General features: G+C 37.4%; 22 protein-coding genes and 2 pseudogenes. 6 read left to right on the top strand and 18 right to left on the bottom strand.

The features are described 5' to 3' along the window. Nucleotides 1–8 precede the first annotated feature (8 nt). Nucleotides 9–359 carry a YlbF/YmcA family competence regulator gene (locus FC37_RS04175; RefSeq protein ID WP_025005546.1) on the bottom strand — a complete coding sequence of 117 codons (351 nt, stop codon included), beginning with the start codon at nt 357–359 and terminating at the stop codon, nt 9–11. Nucleotides 360–376: 17 nt separating this feature from the next. Then, a complete protein-coding gene (locus FC37_RS04170) occupies nt 377–2,434 on the bottom strand; it encodes a PBP1A family penicillin-binding protein (RefSeq protein WP_056945501.1) in 2,058 nt (685 codons plus the stop codon). A gap of 88 nt (nt 2,435–2,522) precedes the next feature. On the opposite strand from FC37_RS04170, the gene FC37_RS04165 reads away from it, so the two are divergent. Continuing rightward, nucleotides 2,523–3,377 (top strand): RluA family pseudouridine synthase, encoded by an 855-nt coding sequence (locus FC37_RS04165; protein WP_025005544.1) that lies wholly within the window; start codon nt 2,523–2,525, stop codon nt 3,375–3,377. Nucleotides 3,378–3,467: 90 nt separating this feature from the next. Here the strand turns inward: FC37_RS04165 and FC37_RS04160 are convergent. The 3 genes and pseudogenes from FC37_RS04160 to FC37_RS04150 form a co-directional block, all read right to left on the bottom strand. Continuing rightward, nucleotides 3,468–4,567: pseudogene (locus tag FC37_RS04160) on the bottom strand (IS256 family transposase); the annotation flags it as partial. A 148-nt stretch (nt 4,568–4,715) separates the two neighbouring features. Beyond that, the gene (locus FC37_RS04155; protein WP_025005543.1) at nt 4,716–5,771 is read right to left on the bottom strand and encodes an alpha-hydroxy-acid oxidizing protein; all 1,056 of its coding nucleotides are present in this window, start codon (nt 5,769–5,771) and stop codon (nt 4,716–4,718) included. A gap of 201 nt (nt 5,772–5,972) precedes the next feature. Further along, on the bottom strand, nt 5,973–6,509 hold the full coding sequence (locus FC37_RS04150; RefSeq protein WP_236697276.1) for an MgtC/SapB family protein: 537 nt from the start codon (nt 6,507–6,509) through the stop codon (nt 5,973–5,975). Between the two features lie 219 nt (nt 6,510–6,728). On the opposite strand from FC37_RS04150, the gene FC37_RS04145 reads away from it, so the two are divergent. Beyond that, entirely contained in the window at nt 6,729–7,481 is a 753-nt protein-coding gene (locus FC37_RS04145; protein WP_025005542.1) for an MIP/aquaporin family protein, read from the top strand. 51 nt (nt 7,482–7,532) lie between these two features. Here FC37_RS04145 and FC37_RS04140 read toward each other — a convergent pair whose 3' ends face one another. Next, a complete protein-coding gene (locus tag FC37_RS04140; protein WP_025005541.1) occupies nt 7,533–8,873 on the bottom strand; it encodes a PTS sugar transporter subunit IIC in 1,341 nt (446 codons plus the stop codon). 260 nt (nt 8,874–9,133) lie between these two features. Here FC37_RS04140 and FC37_RS04135 point away from each other — a divergent pair, with 260 nt between their 5' ends. Then, on the top strand, nt 9,134–10,561 hold the full coding sequence (locus FC37_RS04135; RefSeq protein WP_056945500.1) for a 6-phospho-beta-glucosidase: 1,428 nt from the start codon (nt 9,134–9,136) through the stop codon (nt 10,559–10,561). 65 nt (nt 10,562–10,626) lie between these two features. Here FC37_RS04135 and FC37_RS04130 read toward each other — a convergent pair whose 3' ends face one another. The 8 genes from FC37_RS04130 to FC37_RS04095 all read right to left on the bottom strand — a co-directional run bounded on the left by FC37_RS04130 (nt 10,627) and on the right by FC37_RS04095 (nt 17,860). Beyond that, on the bottom strand, nt 10,627–10,956 hold the full coding sequence (locus FC37_RS04130; RefSeq protein WP_013086716.1) for a hypothetical protein: 330 nt from the start codon (nt 10,954–10,956) through the stop codon (nt 10,627–10,629). Nucleotides 10,957–11,047: 91 nt separating this feature from the next. Next, nucleotides 11,048–11,866: a triphosphoribosyl-dephospho-CoA synthase gene (locus FC37_RS04125; protein ID WP_025005539.1), complete on the bottom strand. Its 819-nt coding sequence runs from the start codon at nt 11,864–11,866 to the stop codon at nt 11,048–11,050. Nucleotides 11,867–11,876: 10 nt separating this feature from the next. Beyond that, nucleotides 11,877–12,674, bottom strand: coding sequence for an alpha/beta fold hydrolase (locus FC37_RS04120; protein WP_025005538.1), 798 nt, complete (start codon nt 12,672–12,674; stop codon nt 11,877–11,879). Nucleotide 12,675: 1 nt separating this feature from the next. Further along, nucleotides 12,676–13,338: a malonate decarboxylase holo-ACP synthase gene (locus FC37_RS04115; RefSeq protein ID WP_025005537.1), complete on the bottom strand. Its 663-nt coding sequence runs from the start codon at nt 13,336–13,338 to the stop codon at nt 12,676–12,678. Further along, nucleotides 13,326–14,993: a biotin-independent malonate decarboxylase subunit beta gene (gene mdcD, locus FC37_RS04110; RefSeq protein ID WP_056945499.1), complete on the bottom strand. Its 1,668-nt coding sequence runs from the start codon at nt 14,991–14,993 to the stop codon at nt 13,326–13,328. Before mdcD ends, FC37_RS04115 begins: the two co-directional genes overlap by 13 nt. Further along, a complete protein-coding gene (locus tag FC37_RS04105) occupies nt 14,983–15,282 on the bottom strand; it encodes a malonate decarboxylase subunit delta (protein WP_025005536.1) in 300 nt (99 codons plus the stop codon). Before FC37_RS04105 ends, mdcD begins: the two co-directional genes overlap by 11 nt. A gap of 17 nt (nt 15,283–15,299) precedes the next feature. Further along, nucleotides 15,300–16,943, bottom strand: a complete 1,644-nt coding sequence (gene mdcA, locus FC37_RS04100) for a malonate decarboxylase subunit alpha (protein WP_025005535.1) — start codon at nt 16,941–16,943, stop codon at nt 15,300–15,302. Beyond that, nucleotides 16,940–17,860, bottom strand: coding sequence for an acyltransferase domain-containing protein (locus tag FC37_RS04095; protein ID WP_338107502.1), 921 nt, complete (start codon nt 17,858–17,860; stop codon nt 16,940–16,942). Before FC37_RS04095 ends, mdcA begins: the two co-directional genes overlap by 4 nt. Before the next feature lie 103 nt (nt 17,861–17,963). On the opposite strand from FC37_RS04095, the gene FC37_RS04090 reads away from it, so the two are divergent. Next, entirely contained in the window at nt 17,964–18,839 is an 876-nt protein-coding gene (locus FC37_RS04090; protein ID WP_025005533.1) for a LysR family transcriptional regulator, read from the top strand. Between the two features lie 96 nt (nt 18,840–18,935). Further along, on the top strand, nt 18,936–20,045 hold the full coding sequence (locus tag FC37_RS04085) for an acyltransferase family protein (RefSeq protein WP_025005532.1): 1,110 nt from the start codon (nt 18,936–18,938) through the stop codon (nt 20,043–20,045). A 36-nt stretch (nt 20,046–20,081) separates the two neighbouring features. On the opposite strand, the gene FC37_RS04080 is transcribed toward FC37_RS04085, so the two are convergent. Both FC37_RS04080 and FC37_RS04075 read right to left on the bottom strand, forming a co-directional pair. Beyond that, complete coding sequence (locus FC37_RS04080) at nt 20,082–21,191, bottom strand: ATP-binding protein (RefSeq protein WP_025005531.1); 1,110 nt, start codon at nt 21,189–21,191, stop codon at nt 20,082–20,084. A gap of 195 nt (nt 21,192–21,386) precedes the next feature. Further along, nucleotides 21,387–22,691: a PTS sugar transporter subunit IIC gene (locus tag FC37_RS04075; RefSeq protein ID WP_025005530.1), complete on the bottom strand. Its 1,305-nt coding sequence runs from the start codon at nt 22,689–22,691 to the stop codon at nt 21,387–21,389. A gap of 174 nt (nt 22,692–22,865) precedes the next feature. Here FC37_RS04075 and FC37_RS04070 point away from each other — a divergent pair, with 174 nt between their 5' ends. Next, the gene (locus tag FC37_RS04070; protein ID WP_025005529.1) at nt 22,866–23,633 is read left to right on the top strand and encodes a MurR/RpiR family transcriptional regulator; all 768 of its coding nucleotides are present in this window, start codon (nt 22,866–22,868) and stop codon (nt 23,631–23,633) included. Nucleotides 23,634–23,935: 302 nt separating this feature from the next. Here FC37_RS04070 and FC37_RS04065 read toward each other — a convergent pair whose 3' ends face one another. Both FC37_RS04065 and FC37_RS04060 read right to left on the bottom strand, forming a co-directional pair. Continuing rightward, on the bottom strand, nt 23,936–25,315 hold the full coding sequence (locus FC37_RS04065; protein WP_025005528.1) for an MFS transporter: 1,380 nt from the start codon (nt 25,313–25,315) through the stop codon (nt 23,936–23,938). Then, nucleotides 25,308–25,947: pseudogene (locus FC37_RS04060) on the bottom strand (GyrI-like domain-containing protein). The gene FC37_RS04065 and the pseudogene FC37_RS04060 overlap by 8 nt, the downstream one beginning before the upstream one ends. Between the last annotated feature and the right edge of the window lies 1 nt (nt 25,948).

Genomic DNA, 25,948 nt, shown 5'->3' with positions numbered 1-25,948 from the left:
CGCAAATTCTAGTTTCTAAGACCTTCATAAAGATCATTAATTGGCTTAGTGTAAGCCTTTTGGATTTCACCTAACAAATCATACAAACCTTGTTCACTCTTAAGAAGAGCAACGATCTTATCGTTCTTTTGAACTTGAGCATTCAATTCTTGGTAAGCCTTTTGATCTTCATCAGATAAAGGTTGACCACTTTGTTGAGCTTGCATGATCTTAGCTTGAAGTTCATCCATCTTCTTAAACATTGCTGCACTTTCACTGTCTGCTTGAACAGCCTTAACAGCGTCACCTACAGCCTTGTATTGGTCAGTCTTGGTTAAATCTTGTGCTAATTGATTAGCTGAATCATAAATATTAATCATATGGGTCCTCCTAAATTTTATCGGCCAAATAAACCTTTGACATCATTATACCATTCATTAATTTTCTGTCCTGCAGATCCGATACCATCTTGAATTTTTTGTCCCCAACCGTTGGTCCAATCAAAATTGGATCCATTGTTTTTGACAAGCTGACCTGGTGATTTTTCGGTAAATTGCGTTTGAGCAGTATATGGTAGGATCCCTTCCATTTCTGCTTTGTACAATCGTGTAATTCCTGTTTCAGATACTCCTTGCATATAACGCTGCTTACTTGTTTGATCAAAACCAACCCAAGTAGCTAACACGATATCAGGAGTATAACCGACGATCCATTGATCCTTTGTTCCAAAACCATATGAGTTAGGAACTTCAGTTGAACCAGTCTTACCAGCAACACGGAATCCATTAGGTTGAGCAGTCTGAGCAGTACCATTAGTGAAAACGCCAAGCATCATCGTCGTCATTTCTTTAGCAGTATTCTCAGAAATAATTCTATGATTACCTGGATTATTATTTTCGACTAACACATTGCCACTTGCATCAGTAATTTTAGTAATAAAGTAAGAATTATTAGGTAAATTACCTTTATTAGCAAAAGCAGAATATGCACGAGCCATCTGTAAAGGCGAAACCCCTGTAGAAAGTCCACCTAATGCCAAAGCTAGGTTGCGATCTGACTTAGGTACCTTTATACCAAAATTCTGAACAGATTGTACACCCTTATTTACACCGATTTTATCAAGCAGCCATACTGCAGGAACGTTTTTACTTTCCGCTAAAGCTTGGTACATCGGAATCTTATCAGAATAGCCATTATCAACATTATGCGGCTCATAACCATTTTTACCAAACTTTTGCAACTTGTTAGAAAGCTCAGAATCATAATGATAACCATCTTGAAGAGCCGGTGCATAAACAGCGATTGGTTTAATTGATGAACCAGGCTGACGCTTCATTTGAATTGCACGGTTATAACCACGGAAAACGTGTTTACCACGACCACCGATTACAGCTCGTACAGCACCTGTTTCTGGATCCATTGCCACACTTGCACCCTGACATTCTGTGCCATCAGTACCAGTTTGTGGGAAAAGCCAACTTTCATTAAAGGTATCTTGCAATCTTCCCTGATAATTTTGATTAAGAGTAGTGTAAATCTTAAGTCCCTTATTCATTACTTGCTCTTCAGTCAAGCCGTATTTGCTAATAGCTTCATCTACTACAGCATCAAAGAAATATGGATAACGATAGCCATCTTTATTTCTAAAGGTATTCCGCAAAGTTAACCCTTGCTTAGAGTAAGCTTTAGCTTGAGCAGCAGTTAACTTACCATTATCAGCCATTAATCCTAAAATCAAATTACGCCGCGCCAAAGCATTGGCCATATGATCAACAGGATTATAAAAACTTGGATTACGTAAAATTCCTGCTAATGTAGCAGCTTCTCCTACTGTCACATCACTGGCATTTTTACCAAAATACCTGCGACTGGCATCCTGCACGCCCCAGACACCATTGCCAAAATAGGCGTTATTCAAGTACATCGTCAAAATGTCTTTTTTGGAATAAACATGGTTGATCTCAATTGCAAAGAACAATTCTTCCAATTTTCGTGAAAAGGTCTGCTGCTGAGTAAGTAGTGAGTTCTTAGCCAGCTGCTGCGTTAATGTGGAACCACCACCAGTTACTTGTCCGTGGTGAATAACCAAACTTACTGCTGCACGCGCCATTCCCTTAATACTAAAACCAGGATTTTTCCAGAAAGTACGATCTTCTGTCGAAATTACTGCATTTTGAATATTGGGAGAAATTTTATCATATTCAACGAATGTACCTTTTTGTGAATATAAAGAACCAGCTTTTTTGCCTTTATAATCATAAATAGTTGTCGTTGTTGAAAGTGAAGCCTTCAAATTTGAGATATTCGAAGTCTTAACTTTAATTGTATAATATGTACAAGTTATCAATATAAGAGTGAGCAGGATTAAAATAATCCAGCGTCCGATAAAGAAGCGGCGATCAATTCGATGCCAAATATCTTTAAAACCACTTCTTTTTGGTTGGTCGTTATTCATTAATACAATGCTCCTTTTTAGAAACAAGAAAATTGTATCACATTGCTAGTACACTTGTTTAGACTTGCAACAGTCTTAGGAAATATTTATGGTTTATCATTTTACACTTTTTTATCCTAAAAATCTCGAACCCTTACCCGTCAATGACGTATTGCGTAAATTGCTTATTCCGAGAAAATGGCGTCACTACTTGCGCATTGAACAAAACATTACAATTAACGGCAAATACCGCTATTTTAATCAGGAAATTTCGCCAGGCGATAAAATTGACATCACATTAGATCAAGTTGAATCTACCCAGCAAAAATATCCAGCTAGTGGAAAGTTACCCGATATCATTTACGAAGACGATAATTTATTGATTATTAATAAAAAGAAGGGGCAAAAAACTCACCCCAACTTAAATGAAACTGACACAGCTTTAAATGATTGCGCCACTTATTTAGGACAAAATCCCTATATTGTTCATCGATTAGATATGCTTACAGGCGGCTTACTGCTTGTTGCAAAAAATCCTGCAGTAGTGCCGATTTTAAATCGTGAATTAACCACCAAAACTTTTCATCGTGATTATTTAGCTAAAGTTGATCATGCAGAGAAATTAAACGATCAAGGTACAATTAATCAGCCAATTGATCATGATCCTGATGATCAGCGAAAAAGAATGATCTCACCTGCTGGACTTCATGCCGTAACACATTATCAAGTGTTAAAAAGAAATGATAATACAGCGGTAGTCAAACTAACTTTGGAAACTGGTCGTACTCATCAAATCCGTGTGCATTTAGCATCCCTTGGTACACCAATCGTTGGCGACCCGCTATATAACCCCAGCTTTGCTGGAGAAGATTTAGCGCTTGACGCTTATGAAATTTCGTTGATTAAACCTTTTTCTTTTGAGAAATTAACAATTAAATTACCAAAAGAAAAAATCAAATTGTAAACAAAAACCGTAGCCTTATCAAAGACTACGAAACTGTCAAATCTTTTGTGTAAATAGATCTTTCTCATAGATTGATTTTTTATTCTTTATTTAGTCAAAGTAAGATTCTAAGGTGTCCTGAACCTGACCAAAGCCTTTGTGGATTCGATTGAAATAGCGTTCGTTGTAGCTCATTGCCTGAATGCCTATAAAAGTATTAAACGACTGTTCAGTTGAAAACTCTGCTTTAGGCTTAGCTTTACGCTTGATAACGTTGTTAAAGGATTCGATCATATTGGTGGAGTAAATTGAAGCCCTGATCTGCTTAGGATAGCTGTAAAAGACCAGCAGATCAGGTTCAATCTCTTTGAGATTTCTGATGACATGGTTGTACGCTCTGTTCCACTTGTCATAGAAGGCGTGCAAGACTTTGATCGCAGCTTCTTTATTTGGCTTGCTTGAATTCATTCATGATCGTTTCGCGATCATCTACGCGTACTTTAGCGCAGATATTGCGCATGACATGAACTAGACAGCGTTGAAAATGAGCTTTCGGATAAGTCTGCTCCAGCACTGTCTTCATGCCCACAACGCCATCTGAAAGAAAGAGCTCAACCTGCTCTAGACCGCGAGACTTCATGCTTTGGAGCAGCTCCGTCCAGACTTCAATGTTTTCATTGGGCGCAATGCAGTAGTCGATAACTTCCTTGTGGCCATTAGGTTTGATACCAATGACAATATAGACAGCTTCACGTTCAAAAGTTTCTCGGCGCAGAGGAACGTAGGTAGAAATAAACGCAGAGGAACTTATCACTCAGCTTGCGCTTATGATAGGCCTCCACCTTGGGAATCATCTGTTTGGAGATGTTAGATACTTGAGCGGGGCTGTAATGACTGCCGTACATTTTTTCAATCAAATCGGCTATCTCTCTGGTAGTTACGCCTTTAGAGTAAAGCTTGATGATCATGTTTTCCAACACATCTGCGTGCTGCTTGTAGCCAGGCATCGTGTGCTGATGAAACAGGCCGTTGCGGTCTCGTGGCACCTGGATTTCAATCTCGCCAAACTGCGTATCAACCTTGCGAAAGTAAACACCATTGCGTGAATTGCCTGTATTTCAGCCAGCTCTGGCATAAGGATCATAGCCTAAAAACGCAGTCAGTTCAGCCTCTAATAGGTCATTAACTCCTTTTTCTAATGTTTTAAGAAATTAATTTAAGGAATTATTCATCCTTACACAAACTATTTTACGGTCTCAATCGTTAAAACAGCTTTATTAATTTATGAAAAATAAAAAGATTGATTATTCGCATCACATAATGTGATTTATAATAATCAATCTTTTCATCTACCTGCTATTATTCATAATGCAACACACTAGCATCAAATGAATTTGTATCCTTCACTCCTGTATACATCATCATTTCAGCCAATTCTTCATTCATCTTTTTCAGCTTATCTTCTGTCGCCCTAGTACCACTCTTCAATAATTCTGATAAAATTCCGCGACCAATCAAAACTGCATTTGCACCCAAAGCTAAAGCCTTATATGCATCATATCCACTCATTAAAGACCCATCAGCATAAATCTCCATACCGCTACCAGCTAAAGCTTTCTTAATTTCGGGCAAGATTGATAAAGGCGGAATACCAAATGGTACGCGTCCATGGTGATGAGATACTACAATCGCCTTGCAGCCAGCTTGACGCGCCTTAAGTGCATCCGAAACTGACAGCACTCCTTTAGCAATAAATGGTAAATTGGTACTTTCAGCATAATGCTTTAAATCTTCCATCGTAATTGGACCTAATGGAATACCATCAACTACATCATATTTACCATTCTTACCTGCAATATGGTCTATGTCGATCCCAACAGCAACGGCACCTTTTTCTTCGGCGAATTTAATTTCATCTAAGATCTTATTGTGATCCGCAAATGGCTTAATGATTCGAATAGTATCGCCGCCTTGAGCTACAATCTCACCATATTCTTCATTTGTTTCCATACCGATCCAATTCAGTAAATCCATGTTGCGTGCAGCTATTGCCTTTTCCTGCATTGGTTTTCTAGTTTTATCACTTAATACTTTGTTCAAGTGAGATACAGCGGCTGGCATTAATGGGGATGAATATTTTCTACCTAAGATTGTAGTAGTTAAATCTGGTTCTACCGCATCGATCACGCGCATCTCCACTAAAATGTTATCTAAGAAGACACGATTATGAACATTAGCGTCATCAGCCTTGCCACTAGTTACTGGAATCATTCCTTTAGGACCAGGCCATTCACTTTTGATTTGCACTGTCTCTTCACTCTTATTTTTATCAGGCTCCATCAAAGATGAACCAGAATTAACATCAATAGTTTGGGATGCGCCCGTCACTACATCATTTTGATTGTCTTTATTCATAAAAATCCCCTTTCAAATCACAACGTAACAAGACTGATTTCAAAAATATTATTATTCATCGCCAGATCCTGCGCCATCTTAAAATAAGTCATATTTTTAGGAAACTTAAGGTTGCAAACGCAGATATACACATTTTGCGCATCAATTTGCTTATTAGCATCAACTTTAAAATTAAAATGTTTTACCTGTACTTTATTCTACTTAAAGTACGGCTGGCTGTAAAACTTGATCAAGTGTATGACGATCAGTATATTTGAATTCAACCTGCTTATATGTATTTACTTTAACAATTTTACGTAAAATGACTACCACCAGCAAAACAAACGCTCCACCGACAATTGCAATGCAGTAATATCCCATGCCAATTGCTAAACCGATACTTGCAGTAGCCCACAAAGATGTCGCTGTAGTAAGTCCCATTACAAAATGGTGAGTAATAACGATGGTGCCTGCGCCGATAAAGCCAATGCTGCCAATCACTTGAGCGATTAGACGGGCTGGATCGACTCCGAGAACGGTTGACAAATCGTGGTAATTTTTAGCGTAATACAGAACCTGATTACAAATTGCTTCTTGTATCAATGCTAAGATACACGCTCCTAGACAAACCAAGATATGCGTTCTAAGGCCAGCTGGATGATTATGCTCTTCTCTATCCAAGCCAACAATTGCCGCAAAAATTGTAGCCATTGATAAACGTAAAATTATTTCTAAAAAATTAAGTTTGAAACTCATCATAATCTGGGGAACTTGGTTCCATACCCAATGGGCAAAAATTATTCTTTCTTACACCTTTATTCAAAAAAATAATTAAGAATAGTCAACGAAAGCTATTTTCGAGCAAAATTCTTGCATTTTTTCAAAATAACTATATCTATTTTCTCAGTTAAGAGTATAATCTTTGGTTGTACTATTTTTCACATATTTTTTCTACTGGAGGAGTAAAAAGTATCTACTATGGAACATACTTGGTTAATGAAATATTTCGCTGAATTTTTCGGTACGATTATTTTGGTAGTTTTAGGCAACGGTTCAGTTGCCAATTCAGTATTGCGTGACACTGGAGGTAACAGTCGCGATGGACAAGCCAATGGTGGGTGGCTGCTTATCGCATTTGGCTTCGGTTTTGGTGTCATGCTTCCTGCAATGTTGTTCGGTTCAATTTCAGGTAACCACTTGAATCCGGCCGTAACTCTTGCACAAGCATGTGCAGGCGCATTTCCTTGGGATCAAGTTCTGCCATATATCTTGGTGCAAATGCTTGGTGCAATCGTAGGTCAGCTTTTGTTAGTCGCTGTCTACTGGCCATACATTAAGAGAACTGCCAGCGATGACGCTGTTTTTGCCAGCTTTGCGACTGGTGACTCTGCCAACAGTAAGCTGAACGGTTTTATCACTGAATTTGTTGGTACAGCTATTCTTTTATTCGTAGCTGTTGGTTTATACCGTGGCATGTTCTTCAAGCAATCAGAAGATATTGCCAACATCGGTGTTGGTTTCTTAATCACCGCATTGGTTATGGCTGTTGGTGGTCCTACAGGTCCTGCATTAAACCCTGCAAGAGACTTAGGTCCACGTATCGTTTATGCACTTTGCCCATTACCACATAAGGGTTCCGCTCACTGGGATTACGGTTGGGTGCCAGTTGTTGCCCCAATCGCAGGTGGTATCTGCGGTGCATTGTTATACAAGATTGCATTTGGATTATAGAAAAACAAAAGATCGATGATCTTCGTTAAAAAACGGTGATCATCGATCTTTTTATTTAGCTTCTTTAGTCGCTTTAGCCTGTTCTTGTTGATACAACATATTGTCATATCTCTTAATAAATGGTAAATATACAAAGAAACTAATTACCAATACTATTGCTTGCCAAATGGCAACTTTCCAACCACCAATAATAAAACCAGAAATAACTGGTGGCGTAGTCCATGGGACCTGCATCCCGTTCAAATATGGCAAGACACCTAATTTAATTAACCAATAAGTACAGCCTGCAGAAATAGCTGGCATAATCATAAATGGTACAGCTAACATTGGGTTCATAACAACTGGCAAACCAAAGAGGACAGGTTCATTAATATTAAAGATACCAGGTACAATGGTCAATTTACCTACACTCTTTAATTGATTGGATTTAGCAAAGAATGTCATGAATACCACTAACCCAATAGTAATTCCGGCACCAGTGACATTAATGAATTGATCAATCAATCCTGAAACAACTATATGACCGCCATGAGCAGCAGTTACATATCCATATTCCTTAAAGATATTAGCATTTTGTAGAGTATTGGCACCGAAGATTGAGCCTACGATACCACCTACCAAGTTGGAACCATGAACACCAAAAATCCAGAAGAATGGAATTAAGAAAGCCACTAGCATAATACCACCAAAGGTATCAGACAAACCTTGTAATGGAATCTGAATTGTATGATAAATCCATTGAGTCATTGAAGTATCCATGAACTTTGCAAAGAACATGTATACAAGTAGCCACATAACTGTTAATGCGGAAGCCGGAATCAATGCAACAAAGGAGCTTGCAACTGCAGGTGGAACTTGTTCTGGTAATTTAATAGTGATCTTTTTCTTAACAAACCAGCAGTAAATCCAACCAGTAATTAAACCTACAATAATTGCTGCAATCGTTCCTTGACCACCTAACCAAGTACGGTCAATATAATTAGCTGACAATAAAACTGGAGCTTGCTTAGCAGAAATAACAGTCTTTGTTCCCTGCATAACTGCCGTGGTTGGACTCATAATAATCAAAAAACCAACAAATGAAGTAATACCAGCTGGAATTGGATCTATCCCATCTTTCTTTGCCCAAGTGTAGGCAATACCGATAACACTAAAAACAGAACCGATACCGAAAGTACAGTTGTATGCTTGACTCCAAAACTGAGTTAAGCCATTTTCATTCATCCAGTTGGCAACAGCTGGTAATGGAAATGAAGCTAATAACAAGAATACTGACCCAATCATAATGAATGGCAATGATAATACCATCCCATCTCTTAATGAGAGCATTGGTTTAGTATTAACAAACTTCATTACTGGAGGCAATATATATTTATTGAAGAATTTCCCCATGATAACTCCTCTCTCTTCTTAACTCTTCTTATTCCTTACACTTCCGTATTGTATGCAACCGCTTTCTTAAGCTCGATAGTTATCACGGTATTAGGTAAAGTTCTATTGTATTGACATGCATTTTATATCTGGAACACCTTGTTCCAAAAATAAATTATTATTCCAAAATCTTCGAACCATACCAAAACTCCCATCTTCTCTTACTTACTTGCAAATGATTTCATATAATGCAAATAAGCAATGAATCAAAGGAGTTTTTTATGACTAGAACTTTAGATAAGAATTTTTTATGGGGTGGCGCCGTTGCTGCTCATCAACTTGAAGGTGCATATCAAGAAGACGGAAAAGGAATCTCTATCGCCGATATTATGACCTTAGGCGATCGTGATCATCCTCGTGAAATCACTAAGACAATCGAAAAAGATAAATATTATCCTAACCATGTAGGAATCGATTTTTATCACCACTACAAGGAAGATATTAAACTGATGGCAGAGATGGGATTCAAAGCATTTAGAACTTCAATTGCGTGGACACGCATCTTCCCTAATGGCGATGAAGATGCGCCTAATGAAGCAGGACTTAAATTCTATGATGATTTATTTGATGAATTGTTAAAATATGGTATCCAACCCGTTGTCACCCTTTCCCACTTCGAGATGCCTTATCATTTAGTAACTGAATATGGTGGCTGGTCCAACCGCAAATTAATTGATTTCTTTGCTCGCTTTGCTCATGTATGTTTTGAAAGATATCACAACAAAGTTAAGTATTGGATAACCTTTAATGAAATTAACAATCAAGCCAATTATGAAGATATTGGCAATGTGTTAAAAAATTCTGGTCTACTTTTCAAAAAAGGTGACGATAAAGAAAAAATGATGTATCAAGCAGCACACTATGAATTAGTAGCTAGTGCTGAAGCTGTTCAAATTGGACACGCTATTGATCCATCATTACAAATTGGCTGTATGTTGGCCTTTTGCCCTATTTACCCTGCTTCATCTAAACCCGAAGATATTCTTTTTGCTCAGCGTGCAATGGATTCACGTCTTTACTTTGGCGATGTGCATGTTAACGGTGAATATCCAAATTGGTTAAAAGCCTACTTCGATCGTAAGAATTATCACTTAGATATTACTAAAAAAGATTTGCAGATATTGAAAAATGGTACAGTAGATTACATTGCATTCTCCTACTACATGTCATTCACTGCCAAATACACTGATCACATGGATTATCGTGAATATCAAGATTTAGTTTCCAACCCATATATCAAAACTAATGATTGGGGCTGGGCAATTGATCCAGTTGGTTTGCGCTATGCAATGAACTGGATGACGACTCGCTGGCACAAGCCATTATTTATCGTAGAAAACGGACTTGGTGCTTACGATAAAATGACTGATGATCATCAAATTCACGATGATTATCGCATTCAGTACTTCCGTGACCACATTAAGCAAATGGAAAAAGCAGTAATCGATGATGGTGTTGACTTAATCGGCTATTTGCCATGGGGATGCATCGATTTAGTTAGTGCAAGTACCGGTGAAATGAAGAAACGCTATGGCTTTATCTACGTTGATGAAGATGATTATGGTAAAGGCAGCTTCAAGCGCTACCCTAAGGATTCTTTTTACTGGTATAAAAAAGTAATTGCCTCAAATGGTGCGGATTTAGATTAATGACAAATAAAAGATCGATGATCTTCGTTAAAAAACGTTGATCATCGATCTTTTTTGATATTATTTTAAAATTCAAACAAGCGGTGGTTAATGATAATTCTAAATTCACGATCTTCTTCATCAGCTAAACAACTAGCGACTAATGGTTCATAGCCTCTCTTTTCCTCATCAAACTGATTTCTTTCGGCATCTAGATCTTTAAAGACCTCATCGGGTAACTTATCAACTGGAATTTTGGCTGCTTTTGCTAATTCATCAAAGCTAACTACTACTCCATCTTGTAAAACATCATCATCTTTGCTTTCATTGTATTTCTTTACCAAGAGCTTCATGATGGCCAAAGTTTCTGGTCTTAAGTAATTCAAGGAATCAAAATCAATTACATAATCGTCCATTGCATTTCCCATCCTTTCGTGAAAAATCATTTTTCTCACTTTCAGTATGATGTCCTTTTTGAAAATACCCAAACAATATGACTTAAGATTTTTATATCATTCCACGCTGCAACCCCATAAAGATAGTAATAATCAGCAAATCAGCACTACCGCCAAGGCTATAATTCTTTTCTTTAAAAATACGATTTAACTCTAACATGAATTGCTTGCCAGCTTGAGTGCCATAACCACCCAATACCAAATATTTTTGCGCCTGCTTGTGCGACCAATCAATTACTTCAACATTACCAGCCCTTTTAATCAAATTAGAATCTTCAATCTCACTAACAATCTCCATCAAGGTATCAAGCAAGCGCGTATTCAAGTCGCCACTTGTCTGTGCTAGAAATGGCAATGCGACACTTCTCACCAAAGGGTAGCCTGCCTCTGCTTCTGCTCTAACGCCGCCTTTGCCATATTGCAAAAATTGTCTTTCGCCAGCAGTCTCGCTCTTCTCTCCCAAATCATGCTTAACTAAGCCCTTAGTCATCATCTGAATTACTTCAAACTCATTACCGCCATGTTTTTGACAATATGCACATGCACAGACGAATAAACCTAATGAAAAAACCGCCCCTTTATGCGTATTCACATTATTCGTAGCGGCAAGCATTGCCTTCTCTGCCTTAATCCCAGCTTGTCGCAGCAGTTCAAACATCTGTCTTAAATCTTGTCCAGTAAAGTTAAAACCAATCTCAGCGGCTTGAACAAAATATTTTTCCAAACTTAAGCTACTATCAATGAACATATAGACGTTCATATCGGGATGAGAACCCACATCAGCTGGATCAACCAAGCCAGGCTTAGGATTAGTAACTACTTCATAAAGTAATGCTTTTAATGCATTTTGAGCGATCTCTTCTATTGCCATTTGTTTCTTTCTAATTACTCAAGTATCGATTTTTTAACAAAAAGTGCCGCAAAATCTGATTAAAACGATCTGGTACCTCTGCCATGATATCATGTCCACAATTATCAACCAAAGCCATATTTACGCGATCATTTTGTGTAGTCATCCATTTTGCAAAAAGAAAATTATAATATGGACTTTGAACGGCCGCAATTACATCGATAGGTACTTGGCTATCTTTGACCACCCCACGCCAATCATGGGCAATATGCTCACACAACAAATCAAAATTATCAGATCTACTAAAAGGGTGATCTATTCTAGCATTATTCAGTTTCATCGCTACTCGATTATCTATACCGTGCAAAGTCTCATGCACAGCAGGAACCATTTTAGCTTCTCTTACATAGTTACTTAACGTATAGTTCATAAAACCATATGACCAATCCGAAGTATTCAACATAAAAGGCGTTTGGTCTACGATAACCGCCAGTTTAACTAAATCTGGTGCGGTTTTAATCAAATTAAAAAGTAAACTGCCACCCATTGAATGACCGACAAACACAGCTTGTTTTATGCCTAAACATTGTACCAATTCAATCAAATCATCAGTTAGACGTTGTAAAGTATGATCATTTTTTGTTCTTTGACTCCGACCAAAATTGCGATGATCGTATGTGATCACCTGATATCCCATTTTAGTAAAATAGTCAACCTGCATAGTCCATACTTCTTGATAACCGCCAAAGCCAGCAACAAAAATAATTGGTTTGCCATTACCTTTTATCTGGTAATTAATTTTAATTCCATCATTAGTTACAAAATCCATTTCATCTCTCTTTAATTGCCTGCCATGGATTTTCACTTAAAATTGGACCAGTGGCGGTTTTAATTAAAATCTGCTGATCACGTCCCAATGCATATTCTTCCAAAGAAAAGCCATTCTCACCATAAACTACTTGTACATCCGCATGCGTGCAAAATTGATTTAATCTAGCTAAAAATTTTCTTGCTTCAGCTACGTTCATTTTAGGTAAATCGGGCATAATCAAGTCTAAATCACTAGTATGCTCTGGACTTTCTTTGACCATCTTTACACCAGTTGCCATTTCATAAGCAAGTGAACCACTAATTCCCCACTGATAATCAGTTAAAAGTGGTGCAATCTTAACCAGTGCTTGAAAAGCAATTAATTTTTGCCTTTCAATTGGCAAATCACACCAAGACTCATGCTTAATAAAATAATCTGGATGATACTGCTTAACTATACTAGACTTTTTTAAATAGCCAGCCAAGCGTTGATTACGCTCGTAACCGCGCAAGCCTACCGGAATTAAACCATTTTTGAATTGACCACGTCTGACCACTACGATTTTAGCCTTAGACAAAGAATCCTTTGCCCATTCAGGTAAAGGATTCTCTTCTAATATTAAGTCGTCATCATTGGTAAACGTTAATAAATCATGCGGCCAAATATTAGTTATTTTTCCCATTGATCATCAACCATTTCGCGCATCTTAATTGTAGCTTTGCGTCCACTTTCAATTGCAATTGGAGTCTCATAACGGAAGCGCAAGTCAGTTGGTTGATCCTTTGTACTTGCAATAGCTTCATCGATTAATTCATGAACTTCCTTAACTGCATCATCGTTGGCATCCCAAGATGAAACATCATGCACTAGCTTGTATAAAGCACCCAATTTTTCATAATTGAAGATATCGTAAGCCATTGCAGGAACATGTTTAGTAGCTTCTTCAAGTTCGGCAATAGTTCTTTGGGTAATTCTAGCAGCAGATGCCTTAGACATCGCTTGAATAGTGATTGACTTATCAGCTAAGGCGATCATGCGGTTAGATTGCAAACCATGAGCTAAGAAACCACCTGAAACAGCATCCCCAGGAATAAAGTCAATTACTGGGTGGCCAGCTTGACGAGCCTTAGCATAAGCAGCAGCACTAGAAGCTAATCCAATGTGAATTCCAATTAATTCTTCTTTGTAACCATAAGCCTGACTTGGTACATCTACAATCAAAATGATTGGACGCTTAACCTCTTTATCCTTGTCTTCTTCAACAATCTTATTAACGATCTTAGAGATGACAAATCCTTCTTGCAAGCCCACTTCACCATTACGTACGCGTGGGAAGCGATTATTCTTGTCTGGCACGATAGCAATATATTCTTTGCCATCAACTTCAGCTGCTAAAACTGTTGGATATTCTGACTTAGCATTTTTAATGCCAGTTAATTTTTCAAACCATAAACGACCGCGGCTCTTATCACCTGGTGTATCGCTAGATACAGCACTTGGAATTTCATGCTTTTCAGCTTTTGTTTCGTTGAAAATCTTGCGATATTCTTCAGTAGTTAATGGCTTTGAAAAATCGATCTTATCAAGCAAAGTTAAATAGAAATCAGCCTTATCAGTTCTGTGAGCATCCTTCTTTTGATCGATTGCTTCAGAAATCGCATTCTTAATAGTTTCAACATCATCTTCAACTAATTCATCAGCAATGCCAGTCTTAACTCTTTGACGAGTACCCAAAGTATTCCAAATTAAGTCCTTATCGCTAGAGTCAAATTCACGTACGCCTGCTTCTTGTTCGATAACTTCCGGTCCGTTCAAGGCAACTCTAGCCTTCTTGGTAGTAATTAGGTATGACAAAACGGCACTAGTGATTGACATACCACCAAAACTACCAACTCTACCCGGCACCAAACCAATTACAGGAACATATTTCTTCAACGCGATAACTGAATTTTGAATTTCAGAAATTGACAAAAGGCCATAATTTGCTTCTTGAAGACGTACACCACCAGTATCCAAAATAATGATTGGATAGATAGTCTTACCATTCTTATTGTCATCTAAGGCTTCTTCTAAAGCAGCAACGATCTTGGCACCGGAAACTTCACCAATACCACCACCTTGGAATTTACCTTCAATGGAAATCACGACAACATTTTTGCCATTCAAGGTACCTTTAACTAAGATAACCCCATCATCACTTTCGGGCACAATCTTCTGTGGCTCAAGGTGAGGCGAAATCATATCATATTCTGGACCAACTAATTCGCGACCAGAGTTTTCATCAACTAATGCAAATGCACGCTGACGACCATTTAATTCAACAAAACTATTTTTCATCTTTCAAAGCCTCCATTGCTTGAGTCAAACGCAAGTTAACAACACCAGGGGTTGCACCAAAATCGTGAACAATAAACTTACCGTTTAATGGATAACGAGCAAAGAAACGATCGAGCACATTTTGCCAAACTTTTTCAAAGCCATCGCTACCAGTAGTGATATCTAATGTTGTCTTTTCCCCATCTGCTGGGTAAACCAAGATTTCTAAGTCACCGGAGGCTACCACACCAACGTGGGCAAATTTCTTTACGGGTGTAGAATTTTGATATTCAAAGTGTAATTTTTCCATTATTCTTTCCTCCTCAATTATGACCAAGATCTAAATTTTGCAGGTGGATTATAAAGGCCATGGGACCATTCAACAATATCATCCATAGTTTGAGCTGCAAGAAGTGAACGCTTAGCATCTTCACGGCGTACGCCTAAGTCTTCTGGCAATGCGACAATGCCCTTTTCACGCAGCTTCTTTACTTCTTCTGGATTTGAACGTAAACCAACAGGAGTTACACCAGCAATTGCTTCAATTGCGGCTTTTCTTTCTTCCATGCTGTCGGTCTTGTAAAGATATGCGATACCTTCTTCAGTGACGATATGCGTGGTATCTTCTGAATAAATCATGATTGGCACGTTAGCCAACTTAGCTTCTTTTCTAACTTCTTCAGCATCCAAGTGATCAACAAAGACTGGCTTCTTATTTGCACCAAAGGTTTCAACCATTTGAACAACCAATTTTTGACCCTTAGCCAATGGATCATCATCTGGCTTTAAGCTTTGCCAAGCTGGAGTTGAGTGACGACGACCAGTTGGGTTAGAACCCATGTTAGGTGCACCACCAAAGCCTGACAAACGACCATTAGTAACAGTTGAAGAGTTACCCCATTGGTCAATTTGCAAAGTAGAACCAACGAACATATCAAGTGCATATTGACCAGCAACCTGACCTAAAGCACGATTAGAACGCATGGTACCATCTTTACCAACAAAGAAAATGTCTGGACGAGCGGCAATATATTTTTCCATCCCGACTTCGCCACCAAATGAGTGGATTGATTGAACCCAACCACTTTCAATTGCTGGAATTAAAGTTGGAGTTGGATTCAATTCCCAATTGCGGCAGATCTTGCCCTTGAGTCCTAATTGTTCACCATATGTTGGCAATAGAAGTTCGATTGCAGAAGTGTTAAAGCCAACACCGTGATTTAAGGTTTGAACATGATGCTTAGCATAGATTCCTTTAATTGCCATCATCCCCATCAAAATTTGTAATTCGGTGATTGCTTGTGGATCACGAGTAAACAAAGGCTCCAATTGATATGGCTTATCAGCTGGAATAATGACATCGACCCAGTCGCTAGGAATATCAACACGTGGTAATTTATCAACAACTTCGTTTGCTTGCACGATCACGATTCCATCATGAAAGGCTGCGGCTTCCACAATTGTTGGGGTTTCTTCAGTGTTAAAACCAGTGTAAAGGTTACCTTCACGGTCAACTTTATCCGCGGCAACCAAGACAACATTCGGAATCAAATCAATAAATAAACGACCAAATAATTCAAGATAAGTATGAATATCACCAACCGTCATTGTGCCGTCAGCAATCATTTGCGATACACGTGTACTTTGTGGGCCGGCAAATGAAAAGTCCATCTTTGAGGCAATACCTAAGTCAAAAATATCAAGGTGTTCTGGACATGAAATACTAGACATAATCATGTGTAAATCATGAACACGTTCAGGATCCACTTTAGTTAAAGCTTCTGATAAAAATGATGCTTGCTTTTGATTATCCCCTTCAAGCACCACCTTGTCGCCTGGCTTAATTAAAGTATTCAACACTTCAACGACATCTTCGGTTTTAGCAAATTTACCATTAAATAATGAACTGGCGCTTGCTAAACGTGCATTTTTCGCATCTCGATGAGTATGCCAATTCTTTTCTTCTGTCATTCTTTTTTCTCCCATTTGTTAAATAAATAGTCCGCATCATCAATCGACATTGCCGATAACGTAACCATATGTAATTGATCCGTCTTTGCTTTTAGTAGTTTGGTAAAAGCTGTTCCAGGTGAAAATTCGGAGCTAACATCAGGTTGATATTCAAGAGCAACCTGCATCATCGTTTCCCAAAGTACTGGGTAAATTACGTTGTTTCCTAAATCATATTTGATATCTTTTAAGCTCCTTACTGCGTGACCATTGTAATTAGCTAAATATATGCAACTAGGTTGATGCAAATTAAGCTGAGCAATAAAAGTATTCAGCTGATCGGCTGTCTTCTGCATTAGCGGCGAATGCGATGGGTTAGGCACATGCAGCAATTTTGCTTTTGATGCACCATTTTCTTTAGCCAATGCTAGAACTTGCTTAATCGCAATGAGTTTCCCAGAAATAGTATTCTGCATTTCTGAGTTTTGATTAGAAATATAAACTGGATTGGTATCTGAATGAACTTCAGCAACTAACTTTTTTACTTCTGGACGGCTCAAGCCAACTACAACACCCATGCCGTAGCCTTCTGGATAACATTCCTGCATCAACTTAGCTCTAAGAGTTACTAACTTGAAAATATCTTCTTTATTTATGACACCAGCTGCATAAGCTGCCGCAAATATGCCTAAAGAATGTCCTGCAACTAAAGTCGGCTGCCAGCCTAACTTTTTCAATTGATCGACTTGATCAATCTGCAAAAGCAAAATACTTAGCTGAATTTGAACTGAATCTTGATAGCCCTCAGCAGTATCCAGTAGCTTGACATTGGTCCATTTTTCTACCTGCTCTTTCAGTTGAGGATCGACTTGGTCAAGCATGCCCGGATTTTGACCACCTTGACCCGGAAATAACCATAAGTTTCGCAAAATAATCACCTCTTTGGATCTCACATTTTTTAGTTTAAAACGTTTGAATGACAATTTATAATATCTAAATAGAATAATACTTAACCAAATAGTTATGAATTGAGTGAGTAAAATGAATCTAACTACATTAAAATACTTTATTTCGGTAGCTTCCCTTGGATCAATCACCGAAGCTGCAAAGGAAGCCTATGTCAGTCAATCTGCCGTCAGCAAAACTATTAAACAATTAGAGGACGAAATCGGTGTGAAATTATTTGATCGTGAAGGCAGAACGATCAAGCTAAATCAACAAGGAAAATTGTTTTATTCTTATGTTTCCGACAGTTTAAATTTGCTTGATCGCGGGATTAAAGCAGTGCAAGGTTCTAAAAATATCGATCAAAGCCCTTTGAATGTCTTATTTACTGTTGCTTCGCCTTTAATTTCTAAAATAATTTTGTGCATGCAGGAAGTTTTACCCAATATCAGCTTGAATATTCATCAGAAAAATAGTTTTGCCAAAGATCTAGAACAATTTGACTTTATTATTTCTACTGCCAAGATCCCCAACTTTAATAGCATCCCCATCACCACTGAAGAATTGCTGATCGGTGCCAAAAAAGGCATTCTTCCTAACAAGGATTTCATTGAACTAAAAGATTTTGAAAAATATATCTTTGTCGGTCTTGATAAAGAAACCGAGCTTCAACAAACTATCGATCAATTTTTAATGGCTCACAAAATCAAACTAAATTATCAATATCAATCTGATGAACCAGCGACGGTGCGGCAGTTAATTGCAAGCGGAATTGGGATCGGTTTTATCCCAGCTATTAGTTGGCAGGACTTTGAAACTCAAAATATCACTAAGGCTCATATTTATCCAGAAGCTCCTCAACGCACGATTTATTTAAATTCGCCTCATCATAATTTAACTGATACCCAGCGGTTGTTTAGCAATGAAATTGCCAATGTTTTCTTGCAAGAAATAGATGCTGCAACAAAATAATTATGAATTTAAACCGTTGCTTTTTTTAAAAAATACCGTTAAATTAAACTTGAACTTCTTTTGGATCTCACAATTCAAAAGAAAAGAGAGATTTTTATGAAAAAATATCAGTTTAACAGCTCTAGTGCAGCTGATATTGGTGATTATTTGAAAGTTTTCGCCTGTACGGCTGTGATATCGCAGCCAATTATGTCGATGATCATGGGTACCGGGCAGCCCACTCATGTGCAGGACGTTTTTGGCGTTTTTTATAATTTAGTGAAATATACGGCACCGGCCTTTATCTTTGGTATTTTGTACACTACCATTCGGACTAATGATGAAAAAGGCAGTTTCTCATATGCCAAACATATGCGAGCTAACTGGTCTAATCTGTTTGTACCAACTATTTGGTGGACATTGATTTACCTTTTTGGGATGCCATGGGTGCAACAAGTCAATCATTTTAATAGCATCGGTTCATTTTGCTGGCAATTTATTAATGGTAATGCGGCACCACACCTTTGGTACAACACGATGATGTTGCAATTCATTATCTTAATGCCACTTTTTTGGGCACTAAGCCGCTTTGTCGGTCATAACTTAACACGCGGAATTTGGGTTGCAATCATTACTTTTGTGCTATACTTCGCCTGGCTGTGGTTATATGACTACTACGTTTTCCACGGCGTGCATGAACATGATTGGTATCTGCTTGATCGCGTGTTCATTTCATTCTTTATCTATGGTGTGTACGGGATGTTAGCTTGGCAACTGCGAGGTTATTACAACCAGCTAGTCACTAAGTTATGGTGGCTGATCTCAATTTCGTTCATCGGTTGCTTCATTTGGACTAACATCGAATTACAAAAATTTGGTCATCCCATCAACTTTAACAATGCACCATACTACAAGCCATCAATGACCTTGTACTGTTTAGCAGTTATTGCACTAATCTCTGCATTTTGTTTGCACCAAGTTAGAAAAAATTCACGGGCTAGTTTAAACGTCTTTCACTTTTTAGCTACTTATGCTTATCGAGCATACTTATCCAATGGCTTTTGGAATCAACTAGTCTGGCGCGGACTTAACATGCAATATCACGCAATCTATCATCCAATCTTGACTTTGTTTGGCACCTGGATTTTAACGTGGATCCTGTCTTTCACTTCCGCATATTGCTTGCATGTCTGGTGGATGAAAGCAAAAAGTTTAATTTTAAGATAAAAAAGAAGTTACTCACGCGGAGTAACCTCTTTTGCTTTATTCTTCAATTCCATATAATTCTGCAGCTTCCAGCAAAAAATCTTTCATGAATGGTAATGAAAATGTGACCTTACCATATCCTGCATCTACGATTACTTGACTGTCCATCAATCTTTGGCGATATTGAGAAATATAATTGGAACTCTTTTTCATTTGTTCACGAATATAACTTATTTCCACAATATTCTTAGGGCAATTAGCCATAATAAATAAGAATTTCCTATCTGTTGGCGACAATTCAGATAGTATCTTAGTATAAGCATTACGAAAAAGATCATTTTTAAATAATGGGATAGATTTCTCCACACTTTCTTCCGTAACCTTATTATCAGAATTTTGCCAGACATAATATCCCAGATCTTGAAATGCATAAGCATATCCCTTAGTCAGTTTGGTTATTTTCATTAGAGTATTATTATCGATTTCTTTGTTTCCTCTCTCAAAGGCTTTTTGATAGCGATATTTAATGTCAAAAAGATCAAGCGGACCTAATGGCACGCGCCCACTTCTCAGAAGAAAAGTTAAGACATCATTATTTTGCAGTTCAGAAACATTTTTAGGTACCCCCGTCATCATAATATTAATAGGGTACTCCTTTAGCACCATTATCTGATAAATAGAAGCCAAATTAACAATTTCAGGAGTTTCTTTAACTTCATCTATTGCAATCAATAGAGATTGATCATGCTTTTTTAATACTTTTAACATTTCTTCTAATAAAACTTGATAAGTAGACTGAGGATTAGAAACATGCACTTCAAGTTCAAAACCAAATGCTGAGAACTTCACCCCATCAATCCTATCTAGTGCTTTTTTAATTGTATTATTAGCTTCCTGATAAATACTCTGAATTAAGGTGGCAAGCAAATCATTAGTCATAGCTAAATAGATAACGAGCCAATTATTCTTCTGTTCTAATGTGGAGGTTATATCAGCTAACAAAGAAGTTTTTCCTACGCCACGCATCCCATAAATCATTGAAGTTTGATAAGGACCTGTTCCACTTTCAAGTGATTGGACTATATCTTCTACTATTTTCTGTCGCCCTAAATATATTTTTGGTACCTTACCAAAGTTAGGATCAAAAGGATTATTCATGTTAATCATTATTTTAATCCACCTACTTTTATATCTTTTTAGTTCTCGAAATTTATTTTATATCTCTTTAGATCTTCTGTCTATTTTTAGATCTCTTTAGATCTTATAAAATTTCTTTTAAGATAAAAAAGAAGCTACTCATGCGGAGTAACTTCTTTTATTTAAATCTTGGGTTTTTATAATTTTATTTAAAATTTACGGTAATTAAGCTTTCTTAGCATTCTTTTGTTCTTCAGCAACAGCCTTATTATCAGCAATCTTGAAGAATGGGAACCAAATCAAAGTACTTAAGACTACTACAACCATAGCGATGATAAAGAATGGAATACCACCTGAGAAGAATGCTTGAACAACACCAGGCATAGTCCATGGTAATTGAATAAATGGGTTAACAGTAGCATGGAACAAATCAATCAATCCCCAACTTACCAAACCATTAATGATAGGTTCAAACAGCATTGGTAAGAAGAAAACGGGGTTTAACATAATTGGCATCCCGAATACCAATGGTTCATTAATATTGAACAATGCTGGTACTCCGGCCAATTTTAACATTTGTTTGTAGCGATCAGATTTTGCTCTAAACATAGAAATAATTAAACCGATTGTAGCACCCTGACCACCAAAAGCACTGTTTAAAATGACAGAAAGCATTGCCATGGTGACGTATGGCATTGGTTGACCAGCCTTAAATGCATTCTGGTTAACAATACCGTTAGCAATGATAATTGGCATTACAATACCATAAACCATGTTAGGGTGAATACCAAAGAACCATAAAATATTAGCCAAGGTGTAAATAGCAATAATACTAATTGGAGAAGCAGTAAATGTCTGAAGTGGTGTTTGAACCAATTTAGTAACACAATCAAAGATGTTACCAAATGTAGTATAACTAAATGCTCCTCTAATTAAAGTCATTAATACCAAAATAATTCCGGCAATTAATGATGGCTGAAGTGAAGCTGAAACATTAGGTGGAACACTGTCAGGCAATTTAATTACGATATTCTTTTTATTGAGGAATACGTAAAGCATCCCGACAACCCAACCAACAAGAATAGCAACAACCATACCAGATGAACCAAGGTAATTGGTACCAAATGCTGTCACTTGAGTCAACTTAGCGTGCGTCCCAAATGCTCTAGCCATATAATCTTGTGGAGCTAAAATCATAAAACTTGATGCGGCAAGCAATCCTGCTGGCAATGGATTATATTTACATTTTTCTGCGTAAACATAAGCAAAGTTAAATACAACAAAGAGTGACAATACATTCATAGTTGCATTTTGTGCAGCGTTAAATTGTGTTGCCCAACCTATTTTTTGTAAAAAGTTAGTCCAAGCTGGAATTGGGAAATTACCAATTAACAGAACGAAGGCACCACCCAAAGTAATTGGAGTTACTTTCATGAAAGCATCTGCTAAAGATGAGAAGAACAAATTGTTTCCCATCCATTTAGCTATTGGTGCTAAAAACTTATCTAGAAATTTTTGTAGATTATTCACGATCTTTTCTCCTTTTTCATCTCATCTCGCTTTCTATTCTATGTAAGCGCTTGTAATAGTGCAATAGTTTTAGCCTTATCTGGTAAAAATCTATACTTTTAGGTTTCTGTTCTTTTATTCGAACACTGTGTTCTTTATAATTGAATTATAAATTTATTCGTTGGGAGGAAAAGAATGGCTATTTTTGATTTTAATAATCTTTCATCCTTATCAGATGTAGAACTCTCCGTTTACCGTTTTGTTGTTAATAATCCCGAAAAAGTAGCGTATATGCGTGTACGTGATATTGCCAAAAAGACGCATGTGGCTAATTCCTCAGTAATGCGTTTTGTTCATAAAATAGGCTTTGCAAGCTTTCCTGAATTCAAAGCCTATTTAAAAAATATCAATCAAACCGTTGCACCTCAAAAAGCATTAACATTTATTGATCAACAAAATTTTCCTAATGATATTGAAAACAAATTGCGAGTCGTTGCTGATCAACTTTATCAATCTGATAATATTCCTATCATGGGAACTGGCAATTCTGCCTCCACCGCCGTCTATGCTGCAAGAATGCTAGCATTATTAGGATTCAACGCATTTCCTATTACCGATCCTTTTTATCCATTAAATAGACAACTAGAAAATACCAGTAACAATACCATTATTTGCTTTTCGGTCTCAGGTGAAACTACCGAATTAATCGAACAACTTAATTACTGTACTAAACGTTCTGATAATCAAGTAGTAGCTATCACCAGTAATCCAACTAGTACTATTGCAAACATCAGTAAATATGTGCTTAATTATCAAGAACATAAGCAACGATTATTTAAATATTGTGATCTTTCTTCACAAATTCCGGCAATGTATATAGTTGAAGGACTAGTTGAAATATTAATTGGAAAGAATCGAGATCTAATTAAGCAAAAACAAGATCAGGAAAAAGAACGTGAATAAAAGGCCCAGCTTTTGCTGAGCCTTTTACTTTATGCTTTCTATATTAATCAAAATTACCATGATTTAGCTTAATGTATTGATCAATTTTTCGAAGATTTTAATTATTAAACAAAGCAAAATAAAAAAGTTCAGCTTTCACTGAACTTACAAATCATAAACTATCCATCCATTGATCTAAATCTTTTAAACTACCAATTTTAGCAATGGTATGATTTTCTACCTCTTTTTTGCCTTGCAATGCTTCCACAGTATCTAAAAATTTTAAACTTTTATCATTTTTTAAAAGTCATAATTTTAACCTTTTAATATTTACTTTTCTTCTTCGGTACAAATACTAGTGCAAGGACTAAATTAACAATTATCAGCACAAGCAGCACCATAAACGTCCACTTAGAACCTATTGCCGTGCCATTACCTACATTATTATTTTGTGCAATCGCAATCAAAGTCCCAGCTAATGCAGTTCCCAGTGCTCCAGAAAACTGCTGCAAAGTATTAAAGATCGCATTACCTTGGGCATGGTTGGCTTTGCTCAAAGTAATCAATCCACTGGTCATCAGACTGCCAAAACACATCCCATAACCGCCATAATAAAGAACATACAATAATACAATGGCAATACTGCTGAGTGGTGCTAATTTATTTATCAAAATCAAACTAGTTAGACTGGCAATTACGCCAATAATGATCGGCAAACGCGCACCTTTTTTATCGAGCAGCTTTCCTGCTAAGGCTGCCATTAATGCGTTAATCACTGCACCAGGAAATGTAATCCAACCAGCTAGTGAAACTGAACCATTATTAACGGCCTGCACATAAATTGGAAAGATGAAGCCTAAGGCCAAAGTCGCAATTTTAGCAAAACAATAGGCAATTAGTTGCATGCTAAAACGCAAATTTTTAAATAATTTAGGACTAATCAAGGCTTCCTTATCGGACCAAGATATTTTTAGCCAAATTAATAAGCTGATGATTCCTAAAACTAAAAAGACTAAAACTGGAACTGACAGGAATGAATATTTGGCAATTCGAGTAAAGCCTAGCATTAAGCAAACTAAAGCAACGGCAAGAGACAGCCACTGACCGTACTTGATCTTCACTTTTTGCAAAGGATTGATTTGCCCGATTGAATACATCCCTATTAGCAGGCTAATAATAATCAGAAAAAGTGAAATGATGAAAATCCAACGCCAATTAAGTGCATCAGTTACGATACCACCGAACACCGGCCCAAAGGCCACGGCACAAGCGGTAATCATCGTCCCGATCCCCATCATGAAGCCGAGTTTTTCTTTAGGTACTTCAGCTAAGATAATGTTGTACATCAGCGGCAAGCCTATACCGGTACCGATTCCTTGCAAGGCTCGACCCACTAACAAAAGATCAAACCATGGAGTAACGATATCAATCAGCAAACCCACTATAAATAACGAAACTCCTAGAATAAAAATACTTTTAGTAGGAATTCGCAATCTAATCTGAGAACTAATCGGTACAATCGTCGCAATCACTAGCAACACCAAGGTGTTAACCCATTGAACTTGATCGGTAGTAATCGCAAAATCTCTGGTCAAGATTGGAAAAGTAACTGTCGTTGCCGTTTCGTCAAGGATTCCCAAAAACGAGAGCATCCCTGCGGATAAAATCGCCATCACCAAACGTGGCGTAACTTTTTTAGTCATTGTTCATCTTCTTTTCTTTAACAGGCAAGCGAATAATCGTTTTTAAATTTTCCACCTTCGTGCGCTGAGGATTTGATAAGTAAATTTCATGACGACGCCGCTTATCCGAAAAATCTAATTTCAAATTATTTTCAGTAATAAATTGATGCATCTTGTCGATTGTAGCTGGCTCATCATCATAACTGCCATGATGCATGATTTGCACGCATTTTCCTTCAGTCAAAGTAAGTAATTTAACTGGTGAAAAATCCAACCCCTTCTTAACTGCAGCTTCTTTTTTAGTCCAAGTCAAAACATCATCTGTCACAAAATCAGGCATCCGAATGCAGGAAATAAAATTGAATCTTTCTTTGTGAGCATAATCAATGCCTTTAACGCCATCTTGCCACCAAAATCCTTCAAGCGGTGGAACCACGAAGTCGAAATAATCTTTAATCTGATGTGAGCCTTTTTTACTCATTTTAATTGTATAGGCTAGACTATACAACAATTGTAGATCCTGCTTGTATTCTCCGCCCTCTTGATTGGGATCGCCTAACAGCTAGATATTGCATCTGCGGAACATCAACCAATTCAGGCTTCTTGCCCGAACGATAGAATTGTTTTTCTTCTTTTTTAAAATCGTAAGCCATA

The organism is Lactobacillus gallinarum DSM 10532 = JCM 2011 (assembly GCF_001434975.1).
Classification (GTDB): domain Bacteria; phylum Bacillota; class Bacilli; order Lactobacillales; family Lactobacillaceae; genus Lactobacillus; species Lactobacillus gallinarum.
Note: the sequence above shows the minus strand (reverse complement) of the source record. Positions and strands in the feature narration are given on the sequence as shown.

Coding starts and splice junctions, on each gene's coding strand:
- FC37_RS04175 (WP_025005546.1), bottom strand. CDS start 359: ATGATTAATATTTATGATTCAGCTAATCAATTAGCACAAGATTTAACC.
- FC37_RS04170 (WP_056945501.1), bottom strand. CDS start 2,434: ATGAATAACGACCAACCAAAAAGAAGTGGTTTTAAAGATATTTGGCAT.
- FC37_RS04165 (WP_025005544.1), top strand. CDS start 2,523: ATGGTTTATCATTTTACACTTTTTTATCCTAAAAATCTCGAACCCTTA.
- FC37_RS04155 (WP_025005543.1), bottom strand. CDS start 5,771: ATGAATAAAGACAATCAAAATGATGTAGTGACGGGCGCATCCCAAACT.
- FC37_RS04150 (WP_236697276.1), bottom strand. CDS start 6,509: ATGATGAGTTTCAAACTTAATTTTTTAGAAATAATTTTACGTTTATCA.
- FC37_RS04145 (WP_025005542.1), top strand. CDS start 6,729: ATGGAACATACTTGGTTAATGAAATATTTCGCTGAATTTTTCGGTACG.
- FC37_RS04140 (WP_025005541.1), bottom strand. CDS start 8,873: ATGGGGAAATTCTTCAATAAATATATATTGCCTCCAGTAATGAAGTTT.
- FC37_RS04135 (WP_056945500.1), top strand. CDS start 9,134: ATGACTAGAACTTTAGATAAGAATTTTTTATGGGGTGGCGCCGTTGCT.
- FC37_RS04130 (WP_013086716.1), bottom strand. CDS start 10,956: ATGGACGATTATGTAATTGATTTTGATTCCTTGAATTACTTAAGACCA.
- FC37_RS04125 (WP_025005539.1), bottom strand. CDS start 11,866: ATGGCAATAGAAGAGATCGCTCAAAATGCATTAAAAGCATTACTTTAT.
- FC37_RS04120 (WP_025005538.1), bottom strand. CDS start 12,674: ATGGATTTTGTAACTAATGATGGAATTAAAATTAATTACCAGATAAAA.
- FC37_RS04115 (WP_025005537.1), bottom strand. CDS start 13,338: ATGGGAAAAATAACTAATATTTGGCCGCATGATTTATTAACGTTTACC.
- mdcD (WP_056945499.1), bottom strand. CDS start 14,993: ATGAAAAATAGTTTTGTTGAATTAAATGGTCGTCAGCGTGCATTTGCA.
- FC37_RS04105 (WP_025005536.1), bottom strand. CDS start 15,282: ATGGAAAAATTACACTTTGAATATCAAAATTCTACACCCGTAAAGAAA.
- mdcA (WP_025005535.1), bottom strand. CDS start 16,943: ATGACAGAAGAAAAGAATTGGCATACTCATCGAGATGCGAAAAATGCA.
- FC37_RS04090 (WP_025005533.1), top strand. CDS start 17,964: ATGAATCTAACTACATTAAAATACTTTATTTCGGTAGCTTCCCTTGGA.
- FC37_RS04085 (WP_025005532.1), top strand. CDS start 18,936: ATGAAAAAATATCAGTTTAACAGCTCTAGTGCAGCTGATATTGGTGAT.
- FC37_RS04080 (WP_025005531.1), bottom strand. CDS start 21,191: ATGATTAACATGAATAATCCTTTTGATCCTAACTTTGGTAAGGTACCA.
- FC37_RS04070 (WP_025005529.1), top strand. CDS start 22,866: ATGGCTATTTTTGATTTTAATAATCTTTCATCCTTATCAGATGTAGAA.
- FC37_RS04065 (WP_025005528.1), bottom strand. CDS start 25,315: ATGACTAAAAAAGTTACGCCACGTTTGGTGATGGCGATTTTATCCGCA.